Here is a 16,664-nt window from a genome sequence, read left to right on the forward strand (position 1 = left end):
CGTGCCCAGGGCCTCACGCGCCCTTGAAGGTGCGCAGCCGCAGGGAGTTGCCGACCACGAAGACGGAGGAGAAGGCCATCGCCGCTCCGGCGATCATCGGGTTGAGGAGTCCGGCGGCGGCCAGCGGCAGGGCGCCGACGTTGTAGGCGAAGGCCCAGAACAGGTTGGTGCGGATGGTGGAGAGGGTGCGGCGGGAGAGGCGGATCGCGTCGGCGGCGGCGTTGAGGTCGCCGCGGACGAGGGTGAGGTCGCCGGCCTCGATGGCGGCGTCGGTGCCGGTGCCCATCGCGAGGCCCAGGTCGGCCTGGGCGAGGGCGGCGGCGTCGTTGACCCCGTCGCCGACCATCGCGACGACCCGGCCCTCGGCCTGAAGGCGCTTGACCACGTCGACCTTGTCCTGCGGCATGACCTCCGCGTACACCTCGTCGATGCCGACCTCGGCGGCGACCGACTCCGCCACGGCCCGGTTGTCACCGGTGAGGAGGATCGGGGTCAGACCGAGGGCGCGGAGCCGGCGGACGGCCTCGGCGCTCGTGTCCTTCACCGCGTCGGCGACCTCCAGCACCGCGCGTGCCTCGCCGTCCCAGGCGACGGTGATCGCGGTGCGCCCGGCGGCCTCCGCCGCCTTCTTCGCCTCGGCGAGGTGGTCGGGGAGACGGATCTCCCACTCGGCCAGGAGCTGTTCGCGCCCGACGAGGACGGCGTGGCCCTCGACGATGCCCTGGACGCCGAGTCCGGGGATGTTCTGGAAGTCCTCGGGGGTGGGGAGGGGGCCGGTGGTGTTGGTGGCGGCGGTGGCGACGGCTTGGGCGATGGGGTGTTCGGAGGCGTTCTCGAGTGCTCCGGCGAGGCGGAGGACTTCGGTTTTGGTGGTGGTGGGGGTGGTGTGGGTGGTCTGGAGGGTCATGCGGCCGGTGGTGACGGTGCCGGTCTTGTCGAGGACGATGGTGTCGGCGCGGCGGGTGGTCTCCAGGACTTCGGGGCCCTTGATGAGGATGCCGAGTTGTGCGCCGCGGCCGGTGCCGACCATGAGGGCGGTGGGTGTGGCGAGGCCGAGGGCGCAGGGGCAGGCGATGATGAGGACGGCGACGGCGGCGGTGAAGGCGGCGGTGGGTCCGGCGCCGTTGCCGAGCCAGAAGCCGAGGGTGGCGAGGGCGAGGGCGATGACGATGGGGACGAAGACGGCGGAGATGCGGTCGGCGAGGCGTTGTGCGGAGGCCTTGCCGTTCTGGGCGTCCTCGACGAGGCGGGCCATGCGGGCGAGTTGGGTGTCGGCGCCGATGCGGGTGGCTTCGACGACGAGGCGGCCTCCGGCGTTGAGGGTGGCTCCGGTGACGGTGTCGCCGGCGGTGACCTCGACGGGTACGGACTCGCCGGTGAGCATGGAGGCGTCCACGGCGGAGGAGCCCTCGACCACGGTCCCGTCCGTCGCGATCTTCTCCCCGGGACGGACCAGGAAACGGTCCCCGACCTGAAGTGCGGCGGTCGGGATCGTCGTCTCGACGCCGTCGCGCAGGACGGTGACCTCCTTGGCGCCCAGCTCCATCAGCGCCTTGAGCGCCGCCCCGGCCTTCCGCTTCGAGCGGGCCTCGAAGTAGCGCCCGGCGAGGATGAACGCCGTCACTCCGGCCGCGGCCTCCAGGTAGATGTTCCCGGCGCCGTCGCTGCGGGCGATGGTCAGCTCGAAGGGGTGCGTCATCCCGACCATGCCCGCGGTCCCGAAGAACAGCGCCCACAGCGACCACAGGAACGCGGCCGACGTGCCGACGGAGATCAGCGTGTCCATCGTCGCCGCGCCGTGCTTCGCGTTGGTCCAGGCGGCGCGGTGGAACGGCCAGGCGGCGTAGACGACGACCGGTGCGGTCAGCGTCAGGGAGAGCCACTGCCAGTAGTCGAACTGGAGCGCCGGGATCATCGCCATCGCGATCACCGGTACGGCGAGGAGGACGGCGGTGATCAGGCGCTGGCGCAGGGAGGTGAGCCCGTCGTCCTCGCTCTCCGCCGCGGCGCCCGCCGTGCCCGCGGCGTTGCTCCCGGGGGAGGCGGCGGGCGCGGGCGGTGCGGGTGGCCGGGCGGTGTAGCCGGTGGCCTCGACGGTCGCGATCAGGTCCTCGACGGACACGTCGGAGCCCAGGTAGGTGACCTTGGCCTTCTCGGTGGCGTAGTTCACCGTGGCCTCGACGCCGTCCATCCGGTTGAGCTTCTTCTCGATACGGGCCGCGCACGAGGCGCAGGTCATCCCGCCGATCGCGAGCTCGACCGCGGCGGTGTCGGCGTCGGAGCCGGCAGCGGTGGTGGCGGTGGTGGCGGAGTGCGCGGACACGGGGTCCTCCCTGAAGCCGTCCTGATACCCCTAGGGGGTATCTCTTTCTCTCCCCATGTATACCCCCTGCCCCTATGAAGCGCAAGGGGTGATCGCGGCGAACGCGCCCGTTCCGCGCTGGTGTGCGCGCGGTGCGCGTCACTCGTCTGCGGGGTCGGCTCGCGCGCCGTCGTCGTCGTGCGTTGAGATAGAGGGCTGCGCTGTCCGTCTACCGACCCGTAGGCTGGCCATTGGACTAGACCTATAGCTGCGTACCGGAGGAATGGGGACCCATGAGCAACCGTGCAGTCCTGGAGGTGATCGCACTCGACGCGGAGGACGCGGTCGCCGCCCAGGCCGGTGGTGCAGACCGCCTCGAACTGGTCACCGACATGGCCGCGGACGGTCTGACCCCGTCGCGGGAGACCTTCGCGGCGATCAGGTCCGCCGTGGACATCCCGCTGCGCGTGATGCTCAGGGTGGCGGACGGCTTCGCCGCCGGTGACATCGACGTACTGGTCGGCAAGGCCCGCGAGATGCGGGAGGCGGGAGCCGACGAGTTCGTGTTCGGCTTCCTCGACGAGGAGGGCCACGCCGACCTCGTCGCCGTCGAGCGGCTCGTCGCCGAGCTGGACGGCTGCCGGTGGACGTTCCACCGGGCGATCGACCGGGCCGCCGACCGCGACGCCCTGCGCAAGCAGCTCGCGGAGCTGCCCGGCCTCGACACGTTCCTCACGGCCGGCTCGCCGGACGGGGTGGACGCCGGCATCCCGGTCCTCCTGGCCGAGGCCGCCCGGACCGGCGAGCCGGGATACCGGGCGAAGGTCCTGGTCGGCGGCGGCCTCCACCTGCGGCACCTGCCCCGGCTGCGGGCCGCGGGGATCGACGCCGTCCACATCGGCGGCGCCGCCCGGCCCGGGGGCTGGACGGCCCCGGTGGACGCGGCAGCCGTACGGGAGTGGCGCGAGGCGCTGGACGCCTGAGCCCCTCTCCGGCGCCACGCGGCCGGGGCGCCGGAGCACCGGGGCGGCGGGCGGAGGGGCGGGAACCGCACAGGTCCCGCCCCTCCGCCGCGTCACCGCTCCGCCAGCGCCTGTGGCAACGGCGCCGCGTGCAGCACCGTGAGCCCCGAGACCGCACGGGTCAGCGCCACGTACAGCCGCCGCAGCCCGGTCCGCTCGTCCGGCTCGCCGTCGACCACGGCCGCCGGCTCGTCGAGCACCACGTAGTCGTACTCCAGGCCCTTCGCCAGCGACGCGGGCACCAGCGTCAGCCGGGACGCGGCGGTCGTCTCCTCACCGGGGGAGAGATACGCGTGGCCCGCCGCCGTCAGGGCCGCGCCCAGCGCCGGGATCCGGGCGTCGGCGGCGATCAGCCCGATCGACCCCAAGTGGCCCAGGGACTCCTCGCAGGCGGCGACGACGGCCGCGTCCAGCACCTCCGGCGAAGCCACCTCCCGTACGACCAGCGAACCGGGCGACTCACGCACCGACTCCACCGCCGCCAGCCCCGGCGAGATCACGGGCAGCAGCCGGGAGGCGTACGCGATGACCTCGCGCGGCACACGGAAACCGGCCGTCAGCTCCTCCACCAGCGCGTCCGCCTTGCCCAGGTGGAACAGCGCCTCGCCCCAGCTCTCCGTGGACCACGGGGTCGTCCCCTGCGCCAGGTCGCCGAGGACGGTCGCCGAACCGGTCGAGCAGCGCCGCCCCACCGCCCGGTACTGCATGGGGGAGAGGTCCTGCGCCTCGTCGAGCACGACATGGCCGAGCGAGTGCGTACGGGCGATCAGGTCACCGGCCTCGTCGATCAGCACGGCGTCGGCCGCCGACCACTTCGCGGACTTCACGCTGCGGGCGGGCTTCGCCCACAGGAGCCGCTTCTGCTCGTCCTCGTCCAGCAGGCCCTCCGCGTGCGCGGCCAGGAACTCCGCGTCGGAGAGCAGCCGCAGCACCAGCTTCGCCGGGTCCACGGCGGGCCAGACCGCCTTGACGGCCGCCTTCACCGCGGGGTTCCGGGCGACCGCGTTCTGCACCCGGTCGTCGGGCGCCTCCCCGGCCTCCTCCATCCGTACGAGGACGGCGTGCGCGATCCGCTGCGGCAGCGCCTCGTGCGCGGCCCCGTACCGCATGTCGCGGGCCAGCAGCTCGTCGACCATCTCCTGGACCTCGTACACGGGAACGCGCCAGCGCCGGGACCCGCGCACCACGACGACCGGCTCGGCGGGCGGTGCGACGTGCGAGCGGATGGCCCGCCGCAGCACCTCCGCCATGCGGGCGTCGCCCTTGACGACGGCGGTGGCCGCCTCGTCCTCGCCCCGGACCTCGACGCCGGTGCGCACCAGGTCGTCGACGGTGGCCTGCTTCACCTCCAGCTCGCCGAGGGCGGGCAGGACCTGCTCGATGTAGTGCAGGAAGGAACGGTTCGGCCCGATGACGAGGGTGCCGGTGCGGGCGAGCCGCTCGCGGTGCGCGTACAGCAGGTACGCCACCCGGTGCAGGCCGACGGCGGTCTTCCCGGTGCCGGGCCCGCCCTGCACGCAGACGGTCCCGCCGAGGCCGCTGCGGACGATCTCGTCCTGTTCGGGCTGGATGGTGGCGACGATGTCGCGCATCGGGCCGACGCGCGGCCGCTCGATCTCCGCCTGGAGGAGCCGGCTGGTGTGCTCGGCCTCGGCGGGGTCGGTGAGGTGCTCGTCCTCGTACGCGGTCAGCTCGCCGGCGGTGTAGCCGAAGCGGCGGCGGAGCCCCACGTCCTGGGGGTTCTTGCGGGACGCCTGGTAGTACGGCTGGGAGACCGGCGCACGCCAGTCGATGACCATGGGGTCCCCGGCGGCGTCGTGGACGTGCCGGCGCCCGATGTAGAACCGCTCGCCCTCCGCGCCCTCGGCCAGCTCGCCGCCGACGGCGTGGAGGTAGTCGAGGCGGCCGAAGAACAGCGGGGTGTGGGAGAGGTCGGCGAGCGCCTTGATGCGGTCGTCGATCTGGGACTGGAGCACGGCGGCGTTGACCCAGTTCGCGGTGACGTCGCGGATGTCGAGGGCCTGGACGTCCTCGCGCATCCCGCGCAGGGCGGCACGGGACGCGGCGAGATGGGCACGCTCGTGCGCCAAGGGGTCGGTGGGGCCGGTGGTGGGATCGGGGGTGGAATCGCTTTCGCTCGCGTGCGCGGGCACGGTGTTGCCTCCGGCTCTTCAACGCAGGACGGCGGACCGCGCGCCGATGCCGGCTGGAGCCGGGAGCAGGGCGGTCCGCTCGGAAGGTTGGTTCGCGTGGGTGCCGACCGGTTTCCGTCCGGTCGGCGGCGCTCCCCCGGCTGCCGGCAGCGAGAGGCCGGTACCACGGTGCGGGAGGCGGGCAGACCGGCGATTGTAGCCACAGGGCCGGGCGCGGGCGAAACGGAATACCGGCTCCGCCGGAGGGTGCGGGTGCCGGGGGTACCCGTAGGGGACACCGGGCACCGGCATGGCACCGCAGGGCTACCCGCCGGGCCCCGGGGTTCCGTCTGCGGACCGACGCGCCCGAACGGGTGACGGGAGCACCATGGACACATGAGCACAGCCACCCTGAACCCACGCAGGACCGGCCCCGCGCACGGCGCGACCGCGGCCACCGGTCACCACCGACCCCACCGCGTCGGCGACGCGGTGCGCGCCGTGAAGGTGTTCGTGACGGCGGCGTTCGGCGTCGTCGTCCTCGGGGAGTACGCGGAGGAGGCGGGCGTCGCCGGCCGGGGCCGCTGACCGCCCGCCCCTCCGGGGAGCCTCAGCCGCCGGAGAGCAGCTCGTCCGCGTCGACGATGCGGTACGCGTACCCCTGCTCGGCCAGGAACCGCTGGCGGTGCGCCGCGAAGTCCTGGTCGATGGTGTCGCGGGCGACGACCGAGTAGAACCGGGCCTCGTGCCCGTCGGCCTTCGGCCGCAGGACCCGGCCCAGCCGCTGCGCCTCCTCCTGCCGCGACCCGAAGGTCCCGGAGACCTGGATGGCGACGGTCGCCTCGGGCAGGTCGATGGAGAAGTTGGCGACCTTGGACACGACGAGGACGCTGATCTCGCCCTGACGGAACGCCTCGAAGAGCTTCTCGCGCTGGGCGTTGCTGGTCTCGCCCTTGATCACGGGGGCGTCCAGATGCTCGCCCAGCTCGTCGAGCTGGTCGATGTACTGGCCGATGACGAGGGTCTGCTCGCCCTGGTGCTTGCGCACCAGCGCCTCGGTCACCTTCCGCTTGGTCGCGGTGGTGGCGCAGAACCGGTACTTCTCCTCCGCCTCGGCGGTCGCGTAGGCGAGCCGCTCGGAGTCGGTGAGGTTGACCCGGACCTCGACGCAGTCGGCGGGCGCGATGTAACCCTGCGCCTCGATCTCCTTCCACGGGGCGTCGAACCGCTTCGGCCCGATGAGCGAGAACACGTCGGACTCCCGCCCGTCCTCCCGCACGAGGGTCGCCGTGAGCCCCAGCCGCCGCCGGGCCTGGAGGTCGGCGGTGAACTTGAAGACGGGCGCGGGCAGCAGGTGCACCTCGTCGTAGACGACCAGGCCCCAGTCGCGGGAGTCGAACAGCTCCAGGTGCGGGTAGACGCCCTTCCGCCGGGTGGTCAGCACCTGGTAGGTCGCGATGGTGACCGGCCGGATCTCCTTGCGCGTCCCGCTGTACTCGCCGATCTCGTCCTCGGTCAGCGAGGTCCGCTTCACCAGCTCGTGCTTCCACTGCCGGGCGGAGACGGTGTTGGTGACGAGGATCAGGGTGGTGGCCTTGGCCTCGGCCATGGCGCCGGCCCCGACGAGCGTCTTCCCCGCCCCGCAGGGCAGCACCACGACGCCCGACCCGCCGTGCCAGAACCCTTCGACGGCCTGCTTCTGGTACGGCCGCAGCGACCAGCCGTCCTCGGCCAGCTCGATCGGATGGGCCTCGCCGTCGACGTACCCCGCGAGGTCCTCCGCGGGCCATCCCAGCTTCAGCAGGGTCTGCTTGACCTGCCCCCGCTCGGAGGGGTGCACGGCCACGGTGTCCGGGTCGATCCGCGCCCCGACCAGCGGCTGCACCTTCTTCGACCGGAGGATCTCCTCCAGCACGGGCCGGTCGGTGCTGGTGAGCACGAGCCCGTGCACCGGGTGCTTGGACAGGGTGAGCCGCCCGTACCGCGCCATCGTCTCGGCGATGTCGACCAGGAGCGCGTGCGGCACGGGGTAGCGGGAGTGCTCGACCAGGGCGTCGACGACCTGCTCGGCGTCGTGCCCGGCGGCTCGGGCGTTCCACAGCCCGAGCGGGGTGACCCGGTACGTGTGGATGTGCTCGGGCGCACGCTCCAGCTCCGCGAACGGCGCGATGGCACGACGGCAGGCGTCCGCCTGGTCGTGGTCGACTTCGAGGAGCAGCGTCTTGTCGCTCTGGACGATGAGGGGTCCGGTCACGCGCTTCGGCCCTTTCTGCGGGGTGCGGCCACGGATGCGGCCAAACGTCCAGTGTGCCGCATCGCGGGGTGGGGCGGGGTGGGCGTGCGGTCAGTCTCCGGCGCGGGGCCTGCGCTGCGGCCCGAAGCGGACCGGGACGCCGGGGGAGTACAGCACGCTCACCGGGTCCCCGACCGGTGCGGGCAGCCCGCCCGCCGCCACCAGGTCCTCGTCGCACTCCAGGAGCTCCGCCCGGTGCAGCGGCCACCGGGGATGCGCGTTGGGCAGGTACCGGGTCCGCCCGGAGAACGTGTTGTGCAGGGCCCACCGGGCGGTGAGGAAGTGCTCCAGGGGCGTCGGCTCCCCGATCGGCCGTCCGGCGCGCAGCACGATCCTGCTCCGTGCGCCGCGCGGGCCGGGCCACCGCCGGGCGCTCGTGTACGTGAGGGTGTCGCCGGACCGCTCGACGCCCATCCGGGACCACACGTACGGCAGGCGGAACGCGGCCCGCGCCACGACGACGGGGACGAGCCGCGAGGCGTCGAGCGAGCGGAAGACGACCCCGCGCCGCCCGTGCTCGTCCACGGAGTACAGCCGGACGTTGGTCTCGGGGAAGGTCCCGAGGTACGGAATCCCCGGCAGACCGAGCCCGCCCACCCGGTGCATCCGGAAGGCGACGAGCCCCACGTAGGCCGCCCCGTCGAAGGTGTCCGGCACCGTGCCCGGGGGCAGCAGCGGCGCCACGTCCGCCGGGTCGGCCGCCCAGTGCAGGAACGCGAGATCCAGCCAGGACTGGGTGAGCAGCGGCGGCATCGGCGTGGCGGGCGGGTGCGGCGACACCGGCTCGGGTGCCACCGGTCGGGACGTCACCGGCTCAGGGGCGGGGCGGGCTGTGGCCATGCCCGCAGCATCGCAGACCGCGCCGGCAGAGACGGCACGCCCGTGAAACCGACGGACCCGCGCACCCCGCGGAGAACCGCACCCGCGCCGCCGTCAGGGCTTCCCGTCCTCCGCCAGCTCCGCCACCCCCGTGATCCGGTGCAGCGGGTACGTGCGGACCTCGTCGGCCGTGTGGTCGTACGCCGTGACGAAGCCGCCCTCCACGCGGACCGGGGCGATCACGCGCTGGCTGGCCGCGCCGTCCGCGTTGACGTAGCCGATCCAGACCGCGGAGCCCGTCATCGCGGCCGCCTGGACCGTGGCCAGGGTCTCGGCGGACGTGGTGCGGGGGAGGGAGCCGGAAGGCGTGGTGGACGACGGGTCCTCGGACGTGTCCTTGCGGATCACCGTGGCGGCCGTGTCGCCCGCGCGGATGGCCCGAACCGCCGCCCCGAGCAGGGTGTCGTCCGGGGTCGGCGGGCCTTCGGGGACCGGGACCGGGGGTGTGCGCGGCGGGGTGCGGCGGGCGCCGGCACGGGTGATCAGGACGTCGCCCTCGGCGGATTCGGCGGCCGGCGCGTAGCCCATGTCGCGCAGGGCCTCCAGGAGGGAGCCGGGGTCCGCCTGGGAGGCCAGGACCGTGGGGGCCAGGCGGCGGAGGCGGAGTCCCGTGGAGCGGCGGTCGGCCAGGATCTCGTTGAGGACCGCCTCGTCGTCGCAGCGCACGTACGCGGACGCCGACCCGATCCGCAGGTGGCCGTGGCGGCGGGCCACGTCGTCGATCAGGTAGCTCAGCGGCTGCGGCACCGGCGTACGGCTGTGCGCGGCCAGGAACGCGTGCAGATCGGTCGCCGCCTGCCCGGCGTCCAGGGCGCGGCGCACCGAGCCGGGCGTGAAGCGGTACACCGTCGCCCCGCCCTTGGACTCGACGTCGGCCAGGACCGAGAGCGTCTCCGCCAGGGGGCGTTCCAGTGGGCCCGGCGCCACCGCCGTCAGGTCGGCCTGGAGGAGGACGTGGTCCAGGGGTTCGGGGACGAGCGGCGCGAGGCGGGCCGCCGCCGCGTCCGGGCCCTCGTCCAGCAGTGCGCGGGCCTGTGCGGAGAGCGCGCCCCGGCCCGTGATGCCCAGCAGCTCCGCCTCGTTGAGCGTCCACAGGGCGAGGCGGGAGCGGAGGTCGGTTCCCTCCGCCGACGGGGAAGGAGCCGCACCGCCGCGCAACGGGCGCTCCCAGCGCAGTCGTCGCAGCAGGGTCTCGGCGTCCGGCGCGGTGCCCGGCGGGAGTTCGGCGAACAGGGCCAGGACCCGGTGGCGTACGTCGGGGGCGGCCGAGCGGTCCAGCTCCGGGCCGAGTGCGGACAGCGCCCGGCCCTTGGCGTCCTGGCCGCCGACCAGGCCCGGGGTCCGGGTGGCGGCGAGCCAGGCGGTGGCGAGGTGCGTCCAGCGGTCCTCGGCGGACAGGTCGAGCCACTCGTCGGAAGCGGGCGTCGGCGCGTACCGCTCCTCGGGCTCCCCGTCGGAGGCCAGCAGGCCCGCGCCGTAGGCCAGTTCGATCCAGAACGCCGCGATCGGCTCGGTCACGTCGAGGGAGTTCGCGGCGCGCTTCAGCTCCCGTACGCTCAGCCCGCCCGCGCGCAGGATCGCGGGGCCGCCGCCGTTCCAGAGCTTCAGCAGCTCCTCGACGGTGGACAGCGCCGTGAACGCCTGCCCGGCCGCCGCCCTGTCCACAGCCTGTGGATCGCGTGTCACCGCCGCGGCGACGACCGGGGGCACCGGCTCCGGCACGCGGTGGGCGCGTCCGGCGCGCAGATGCAGGGCCGCCTCGCGCGGCAGGACCACCGTGCGGGTGGAGACCGGCAGCAGCAGGCCCCGGTCGCGCAGCCACTTCACGGGGGGAGTGGGGTTGGGCGTGACCTCCCCGTACGGCGGGCCCCACACCAGCCGGTCCAGCACCGCCAGCGCCTCCACCGGGGCGGTGTCCAGCAGTTCGGCCATCCGCGTCCGGTCCGTGAAGAGCGAGGACAGCGCGGCCACCGCCGAGACCGGGTCGTGCGTGGCGGGCAGACCGCCCGCCGCCAGGATCTCCTGGAGGCGGCCCGGTGACATGCCGGCCGTCGCCTCGGCGACCGTGGGGCCGAGGCCCGTGGGCGAGGGGTGCTGCGGGGACGGGGCGAGCAGTTCGCGGGCGGTGCGCACCAGCCGCAGCCGGTCGTCCTCGCCCCAGACCAGGGCCTGTTCGCGCAGCGTCGCCAGCGCGCCCGGCAGCGCGGCGGTGATCGCCGCCCCGGCGTCGTCGCGCTGCTCGCCGTCGTCCAGGCCCTCTCCGGTGAGCAGGGAGAGCAGCGTGGCGTACGGGGCCGGGTCCGGGGCCACCGCCAGCGCCTCGGCGGTCTGGAGCGCGAACCGGTCCAGGTGTTCCAGCGCGCGGACGACGGACGCCCGTGTGCCGGCCCGCGTGGCGAGCTGGGTGATGTCGTTCGGCACCGGGTTGAGGAGGTCGGGGCGGGCGCGCAGCAGCCCGGCCAGCGATTCGTCGCCCCGGGCGCGCAGGGCTTCGGCGAGCGTGCGCGGTGGTGTGGTCGTCCCCATCCGTCCCACGGTAGCCGCTGGAACGCTACCGTCGGGGCAGGGCCGGTAGAGGGGATGCATCGCGTGGGGATCGAGAGTGACCAGCTCGTCTACGACTACCTGAGCCGGGTCGGCGACCTGGCTCAGCGGCAACAGCTGTCGTCGGGCGCCCGGATGCGCCTGGTTTCGACGCTTCGGGGGGAGATCGACCGGCAGCGCGGCGCGGAGGGCGCGGACTCTCCGGCGACCGTGCGGCGCATCATCGGCAGGCTGGGCAGCCCGGACGAACTGGTCGCCGCGGCGGCGGAGTCGGCCGACGGCACGGTCACGCTGCCGACCGCCGGGACCGGGACGGAGGGCGGCGAGCAGCGGCGGCGGACCTCCCTGCCCCGGCCCCGGGGCGGACTCCTCCGCAAGGAGCCGAGGGAGCCGAAGGAGCCGAGGGGGCCGAAGGAGCCCGCTCCGGGAGCGGGGGACGGCCGGGCGGCGAAGGCGTCCGGGAAGCCGAAAGCCGGTTTCGGGTGGGGCGCGTCGCGCCGCGGGCCCGAGGACGGCGCGGGCGGCGCACCGGGCGGCATGTCCGACCGTGCGCCCGGCGGCGCCTCTGACCCTGCTTCCGACCGGCCTTCCGACCGGACTTCCGACCGGACTTCCGGCGCGCGGTCCGCCGCCGTGCCCCGCCCGGCTCCCGCCCCCGACGACCAGGCGCCCGACGACGAGGGCGTCCCCGTCCGCGACTGGCCCGATCCGTCCGCCCCGCACATGCTCGGCCAGGACCAGCAGGGGGACGCGGACGGGACCGACTGGTGGCGGCTGGAACCGGGCCCCTTCGACGAGGGAACCGCCATCCCCGGGTTCTTCGGCGGCATCGAGGCCCCGGAGCTGCTCGGGAAGCGGCCGCGGCCCGTCGAGAAGGACGGGCAGGGCGAGAAGGACGAGAAGGGCGCGGCGGGCGGGGGCGACGTCGCGGACGGGAAGGCCGGGGCGGAGGGGGAGGCCGGGACCGGGACCGCCGCGCGCCGCCGGGCTCTGCGCCTCCTGAAGCTCCGCCGCCGCAAGAAGACGGCCGCGGTGGTCGTCGAGCCCGGGGCGGCCGTTCCCTCCGGCCCCCGCGGCGGTTTCGCCCACCCGCTGCTGCTCCTGGCGGCCGTCCTGCTCGTCGCCGGTGTGGTCACCGGTTCCTGGCTGCCGCTGGCGGGCGGCTGGCTGATCGCGTACAGCTCGCGCACCCTCTCCCGCACGGAGGCGAAGTGGGCGGCGCTCGGTCTGCCGGGCGTGGTGGCGGCCGGGGCCCTCGTGTGGGTGTGGGGGCGGATGGAGGGGCGCTGGGGCGAACCGATCCGCGAGGGCGCGATGCGGGACGTCCTGGTGGACACCTGGCCGGTGGTCGTCCGCGTCGCCGCCGTCGCCTCCGCGCTCTACCTGGTGTGGCGGGCGCGGAGGCGGACCGGCTGAGCCCGGCCCGATCGGGTCGGGAGGCCCTACTGCGTCATGCTGGTCTCGAACTCCTGCAGGATCTTGCCGGCGGCGGTGTAGCCGATGCCCGCGATCCACAGCCGGTCGTCGACCTTGAAGACCTTGTCGTTCCTGGCCGCCTTCAGCCCCTTCCACAGGCCGCTGTTCATCGTCTTCGTCGTCCCGGCCTTGCCCGGGTCGCCGTACGTCGACGTGAAGATGACGTCCGCGTCCGCGAGGTCGATCTTCTCGGGCGACACGTCGTACGAGAACCCGTCCTTCGCCTTGTCCGTGATCGGGGGGCGGCCGGTGCCGATGTCGGCGAGCAGCGAACCGATGTAGTTCTGCTTGCCGTAGATGCGGATCTCGGCGCCCTCGACGAAGCGGACGAAGTTGACGTCCGTGGCGGCGGCCTTCTCCTTGCCGCCGAGCGCCTCCGTCACCTTCGCCACCTGGGTGTCGTACGTGGCGAGGACCTTCTTGGCCTCGGCCTGCTTGCCGAGCGCCTCCGCGTGCACCTGGAAGTTCTCCTTCCAGGCGCTGCCGGTCGCCTCCGTCATCACGGTCGGGGCGATCTTGCTGAGCTCGTCGTAGCGCTCCCCGTCACGGACCTTGCTGGTGAGGATCAGGTCGGGCTTGAGCGCGGCGACGGACTCCAGGTTCGCGTTGGCGATCTCGCCGACCGGGGTGATGTCCTTCGTCTCGCTCGCGGGGAGGTAGGTGGGGAAGGCGTCCTCGGAGGCCGAGTGCGTCGCGCCGACGGGCCGGACGCCGAGGGTGATCGCGGAGTCCAGTTCGCCGGAGTCCAGGACGACGACCCGCTTCGGCGACGCGGGCACCTCGACCTCCCCGTTCGCGGTGGAGACGGTGCGCGTCTTCGCCGGGGAGTCGGAGGAGTCCGCCGCCGGGTCCGAGGAGCCGCACCCGGCGAGGGTGAGCGCGGCGGTCATGGCGAGGGAGCCGGCGACGAGGGCGCGGCGGTCGCGGAGGAGGGGAGTCATGTCACAGACCTTTCTGGGAGGGGGACCCGGCCGGGGACGGGGCCCAGGGGGCACTCGGGACGACGAGCGGCGAACCCGTCACCGGGTCCGGGACGATCACCGCCTCCAGGCCGAAGACCTCGGCGACGAGCTCGGCGGTGACGACGTCCCCGGGCCGGCCCTCGGCGACGATCCGGCCTTCCTTCATGGCGACCAGGCGGTCCGCGTACCGGGCGGCCTGGTTGAGGTCGTGGAGCACCGTGACGACGGTACGGCCCCGGGTGCCGTCGGCGGCAGGGGAGGCCAACTGGCGTACCAGGTCCAGGACTTCCACCTGGTGCGCGATGTCGAGATACGTCGTCGGCTCGTCGAGCAGCAGCAGGTCCGTCTCCTGGGCCAGCGCCATCGCGATCCACACCCGCTGGCGCTGCCCGCCCGACAGCTCGTCCACCGACCGGTCGGCGAGCGCCGTGACGTCGGTACGGGCCATCGCGTCGGTCACCGCCCGCTCGTCCTCGTCTGACCACTGCTGCCACCAGCTCTGGTGCGGCTGGCGGCCCCGCGCGACCAGGTCGGAGACGGTGATCGCCTCGGGCGCCACCGGGGTCTGCGGGAGCAGCCCGATGGACCGGGCGATCCGCTTCGTGGGTATCCGCGCCAACTCCTCGCCGTCCAGCAGGACCGCCCCGCCGCGCGGCTTCAGCAGCCGGCCGAGCGCCCGCAGGGTGGTGGACTTGCCGCAGGCGTTCGGGCCGACGATGACGGTGACCTGCCCGTCGGGCACGGTGAGGTCCAGCTCGTGGACCACGGTGCGGTCCTCGTACGCGAGGGTCAGGGAGCGGGCGGCGAGCCTGCCGGTCCGCTGCGCCGTGTCGGTCGTCGGGCTCGGGCTCATGCGGTGCCTCCACTGCGGCCGCGGTGACCGCGGATGATCAGCCAGATCAGGTACGGGGCGCCGACCGCCGCCGTGAGGACGCCCACCGGCAGTTCGGTGGGCGAGAACAGCTTGCGGGCGAGCAGATCGCCGAGGACGACGATGACCGCGCCCAGCAGCGCCGAGGACACCAGCGGGATCTGCGCGGTCCGGGTCATCCGGCGGGCGATCTGCGGGGCGAGCAGCGCCACGAAGTCCACCGGGCCGGCCGTGCCCGTCGCCACGGACGCCAGGACCACACCGAGCGCGACGAGTCCCAGCCGTACGCGCCCCAGGCGCACGCCCAGCGCGGTGGCGGTGTCGTCGTCCATCGCGACGGTGCGCTGCGCACGGGCCGCCCAGGCGATGGCGGGCAGCAGGATCAGCAGCGTCCAGCCGATCGGGGCGGCCTCCGGCCAGCCGCGCCCGTTCAGCGAACCGGTCATCCAGATCTGCGCCTGCTGGGCGACCAGGTAGTCGCCCTTGGTCAGGAACAGCGTGGTCACCGACCGCAGCGCGATGGCGAAGCCGATGCCGATGAGGACGAAGCGGGTGGCGTGCAGGCCGCCGCGCCACGCGAAGACGTAGACGAGGGCCGCCGCCGCGATGCCGCCGATGACGGAGAGGTAGGGCAGGACGGTGTACGACGTGATGCCGAAGGTCATCGCGCCGACCGTGAGCGCGCTGGCGCCCTGGCTGATGCCGATGATGTCGGGGCTGGCGAGCGGGTTGCGGGCCACGGTCTGGATCAGCGCCCCGGCGATCCCGAACGCGGCGCCCACCAGCAGCCCGACGACCATGCGCGGCAGCCGCAGCGTGCCCACGACCAGCTCGGCCGAGGAGGGCTGCCCGAGGATCACCTTCACGACCTCGCCGGGCGCGACGAAGCTCTCCCCGACGCAGAGGTAGGCGACGCAGACGGCGGCCAGCAGCACGACGAGGGCGGCCGCGACGACGGAGGCCCGCCGGTGCAGCAGGAACCGGCCGCGCGGACCGGCCTTCACGACGGAGTAGCCGGCGGGCCTGACCCGTACCGGGGTGGACGTCCCGTTCACGCGGGCACCGCCTTCCGGCGTACGAGGGCGACCAGGAACGGCACCCCGATCAGGGCCGTCATCACGCCCGCCGGGACCTCGCCCGGCGGGAACACGATCCGGCCGACGACGTCGGAGACGAGCAGCATCACGGGCCCGATCAGCGCCGCCATGGGCAGCACCCAGCGGTGGTCGTTGCCGACGACCGCGCGGGCGATGTGCGGGACGGCCAGACCGATGAACGCGATCGGCCCGGCGGCGGCGACCCCGACCCCGGTCAGCACGGTCGCCCCGAGGCCGCCGACGATCCTCACCGCCGCGACGTTCTGGCCGAGCCCCTTCGCGACGTCCTCGCCAAGCGCGAGCGCGTCCAGGCCGCGGGCGACGGAGAGCACGAGGACCGCTCCGAGGAGGAGGAACGGCCACACCTGCTGGACGACGTCCGACTCCCGCCCGGCGATCGAGCCGACCTGCCAGAAGCGGAACTCGTCCAGCGCGGCGGCGTTCGTCGTGAGGATCCCGACCGTCACCGACACCAGCAGCGCGTTGATCGCCGCACCGCCGAGCGCGAGCTTCACCGGGGTCGCGCCGCCGCGCCCGCTGGAGGCGATGGCGTACACCGCGACCGAGGCGATCGCCGCGCCCGCGAAGGCGAACCACACGTACCCGGTGAGCGTGTGGACCCCCGCGAACGCGATGGCCATCACCACCGCCACCGAGGCGCCCTGGCTGATGCCGAGGATGCCGGGATCGGCGATGGGGTTACGGGTGATGCCCTGGAGCACCGTGCCCGCGAGGGCCAGCGCCGCGCCGACCATCAGCCCGATGAGCGTGCGCGGCACCCTCATGGTGCGGATCACCTCGGCGGCGTCGGAGTGCCCGCCGTGCAGCAGGACGTCGAACACCTCGCCCGGCGGGATGGAACGCGCCCCCACGGCGAGGCTCAGCAGGACCGCCACCAGCAGGGCGAGCACGGCCGCGGCCGTCGAGCCCGCGCGTCGGGAGAGACGGGGAGTGCGGGGTGGCGCGGCGGTCCGCACGGGCGCTGACGCTGACATTTCACCCAATCGGGACGGACGCGGACGTGATGGAACGGGCGGGAACGCCGGGGCGCGGGGCCAGGACGGTAAGGCTTGGCTAAGTGCGCGT

At 74.1% G+C, this 16,664-nt stretch carries 12 protein-coding genes; 3 read left to right on the forward strand and 9 right to left on the reverse strand.

The features are described 5' to 3' along the window. Positions 1 to 13 precede the first annotated feature (13 nt). The gene (locus OG245_RS20985) at positions 14 to 2,323 is read right to left on the reverse strand and encodes a heavy metal translocating P-type ATPase (RefSeq protein ID WP_371625022.1); all 2,310 of its coding nucleotides are present in this window, start codon (positions 2,321 to 2,323) and stop codon (positions 14 to 16) included. Positions 2,324 to 2,595: 272 nt separating this feature from the next. Between OG245_RS20985 and OG245_RS20990 the strand changes: the two genes are divergently transcribed. Further along, complete coding sequence (locus OG245_RS20990; protein WP_371625023.1) at positions 2,596 to 3,285, forward strand: copper homeostasis protein CutC; 690 nt, start codon at positions 2,596 to 2,598, stop codon at positions 3,283 to 3,285. Between the two features lie 92 nt (positions 3,286 to 3,377). Here OG245_RS20990 and OG245_RS20995 read toward each other — a convergent pair whose 3' ends face one another. After that, the gene (locus tag OG245_RS20995) at positions 3,378 to 5,477 is read right to left on the reverse strand and encodes a UvrD-helicase domain-containing protein (RefSeq protein WP_371625024.1); all 2,100 of its coding nucleotides are present in this window, start codon (positions 5,475 to 5,477) and stop codon (positions 3,378 to 3,380) included. 375 nt (positions 5,478 to 5,852) lie between these two features. Between OG245_RS20995 and OG245_RS21000 the strand changes: the two genes are divergently transcribed. Further along, entirely contained in the window at positions 5,853 to 6,044 is a 192-nt protein-coding gene (locus tag OG245_RS21000) for a hypothetical protein (protein ID WP_003967306.1), read from the forward strand. A gap of 22 nt (positions 6,045 to 6,066) precedes the next feature. Here OG245_RS21000 and OG245_RS21005 read toward each other — a convergent pair whose 3' ends face one another. From OG245_RS21005 to OG245_RS21015, 3 genes are all read right to left on the reverse strand, one after another. Further along, positions 6,067 to 7,710 (reverse strand): DNA repair helicase XPB, encoded by a 1,644-nt coding sequence (locus OG245_RS21005; RefSeq protein WP_371625025.1) that lies wholly within the window; start codon positions 7,708 to 7,710, stop codon positions 6,067 to 6,069. A 90-nt stretch (positions 7,711 to 7,800) separates the two neighbouring features. Next, a complete protein-coding gene (locus OG245_RS21010; protein ID WP_371625026.1) occupies positions 7,801 to 8,589 on the reverse strand; it encodes a YqjF family protein in 789 nt (262 codons plus the stop codon). Between the two features lie 93 nt (positions 8,590 to 8,682). Further along, a complete protein-coding gene (locus OG245_RS21015) occupies positions 8,683 to 11,154 on the reverse strand; it encodes a helicase C-terminal domain-containing protein (RefSeq protein WP_371625027.1) in 2,472 nt (823 codons plus the stop codon). Positions 11,155 to 11,208: 54 nt separating this feature from the next. Here OG245_RS21015 and OG245_RS21020 point away from each other — a divergent pair, with 54 nt between their 5' ends. After that, on the forward strand, positions 11,209 to 12,588 hold the full coding sequence (locus OG245_RS21020; RefSeq protein WP_371625028.1) for a hypothetical protein: 1,380 nt from the start codon (positions 11,209 to 11,211) through the stop codon (positions 12,586 to 12,588). A 26-nt stretch (positions 12,589 to 12,614) separates the two neighbouring features. On the opposite strand, the gene OG245_RS21025 is transcribed toward OG245_RS21020, so the two are convergent. Genes OG245_RS21025 through OG245_RS21040 form a run of 4 tightly spaced genes read right to left on the reverse strand, consistent with a single transcriptional unit; the run spans position 12,615 to position 16,573 of the window. Further along, complete coding sequence (locus OG245_RS21025; protein WP_371625029.1) at positions 12,615 to 13,589, reverse strand: ABC transporter substrate-binding protein; 975 nt, start codon at positions 13,587 to 13,589, stop codon at positions 12,615 to 12,617. Position 13,590: 1 nt separating this feature from the next. Continuing rightward, positions 13,591 to 14,463: an ABC transporter ATP-binding protein gene (locus tag OG245_RS21030; RefSeq protein ID WP_371625030.1), complete on the reverse strand. Its 873-nt coding sequence runs from the start codon at positions 14,461 to 14,463 to the stop codon at positions 13,591 to 13,593. Beyond that, positions 14,460 to 15,536, reverse strand: coding sequence for a FecCD family ABC transporter permease (locus OG245_RS21035; protein ID WP_371625031.1), 1,077 nt, complete (start codon positions 15,534 to 15,536; stop codon positions 14,460 to 14,462). Before OG245_RS21035 ends, OG245_RS21030 begins: the two co-directional genes overlap by 4 nt. Continuing rightward, positions 15,533 to 16,573 carry a FecCD family ABC transporter permease gene (locus OG245_RS21040; RefSeq protein WP_371625032.1) on the reverse strand — a complete coding sequence of 347 codons (1,041 nt, stop codon included), beginning with the start codon at positions 16,571 to 16,573 and terminating at the stop codon, positions 15,533 to 15,535. The genes OG245_RS21035 and OG245_RS21040 overlap by 4 nt, the downstream gene beginning before the upstream one ends. Between the last annotated feature and the right edge of the window lie 91 nt (positions 16,574 to 16,664).

It is taken from the genome of Streptomyces sp. NBC_01116 (assembly GCF_041435495.1).
In the GTDB taxonomy this organism is placed as follows: Bacteria; Actinomycetota; Actinomycetes; order Streptomycetales; family Streptomycetaceae; genus Streptomyces.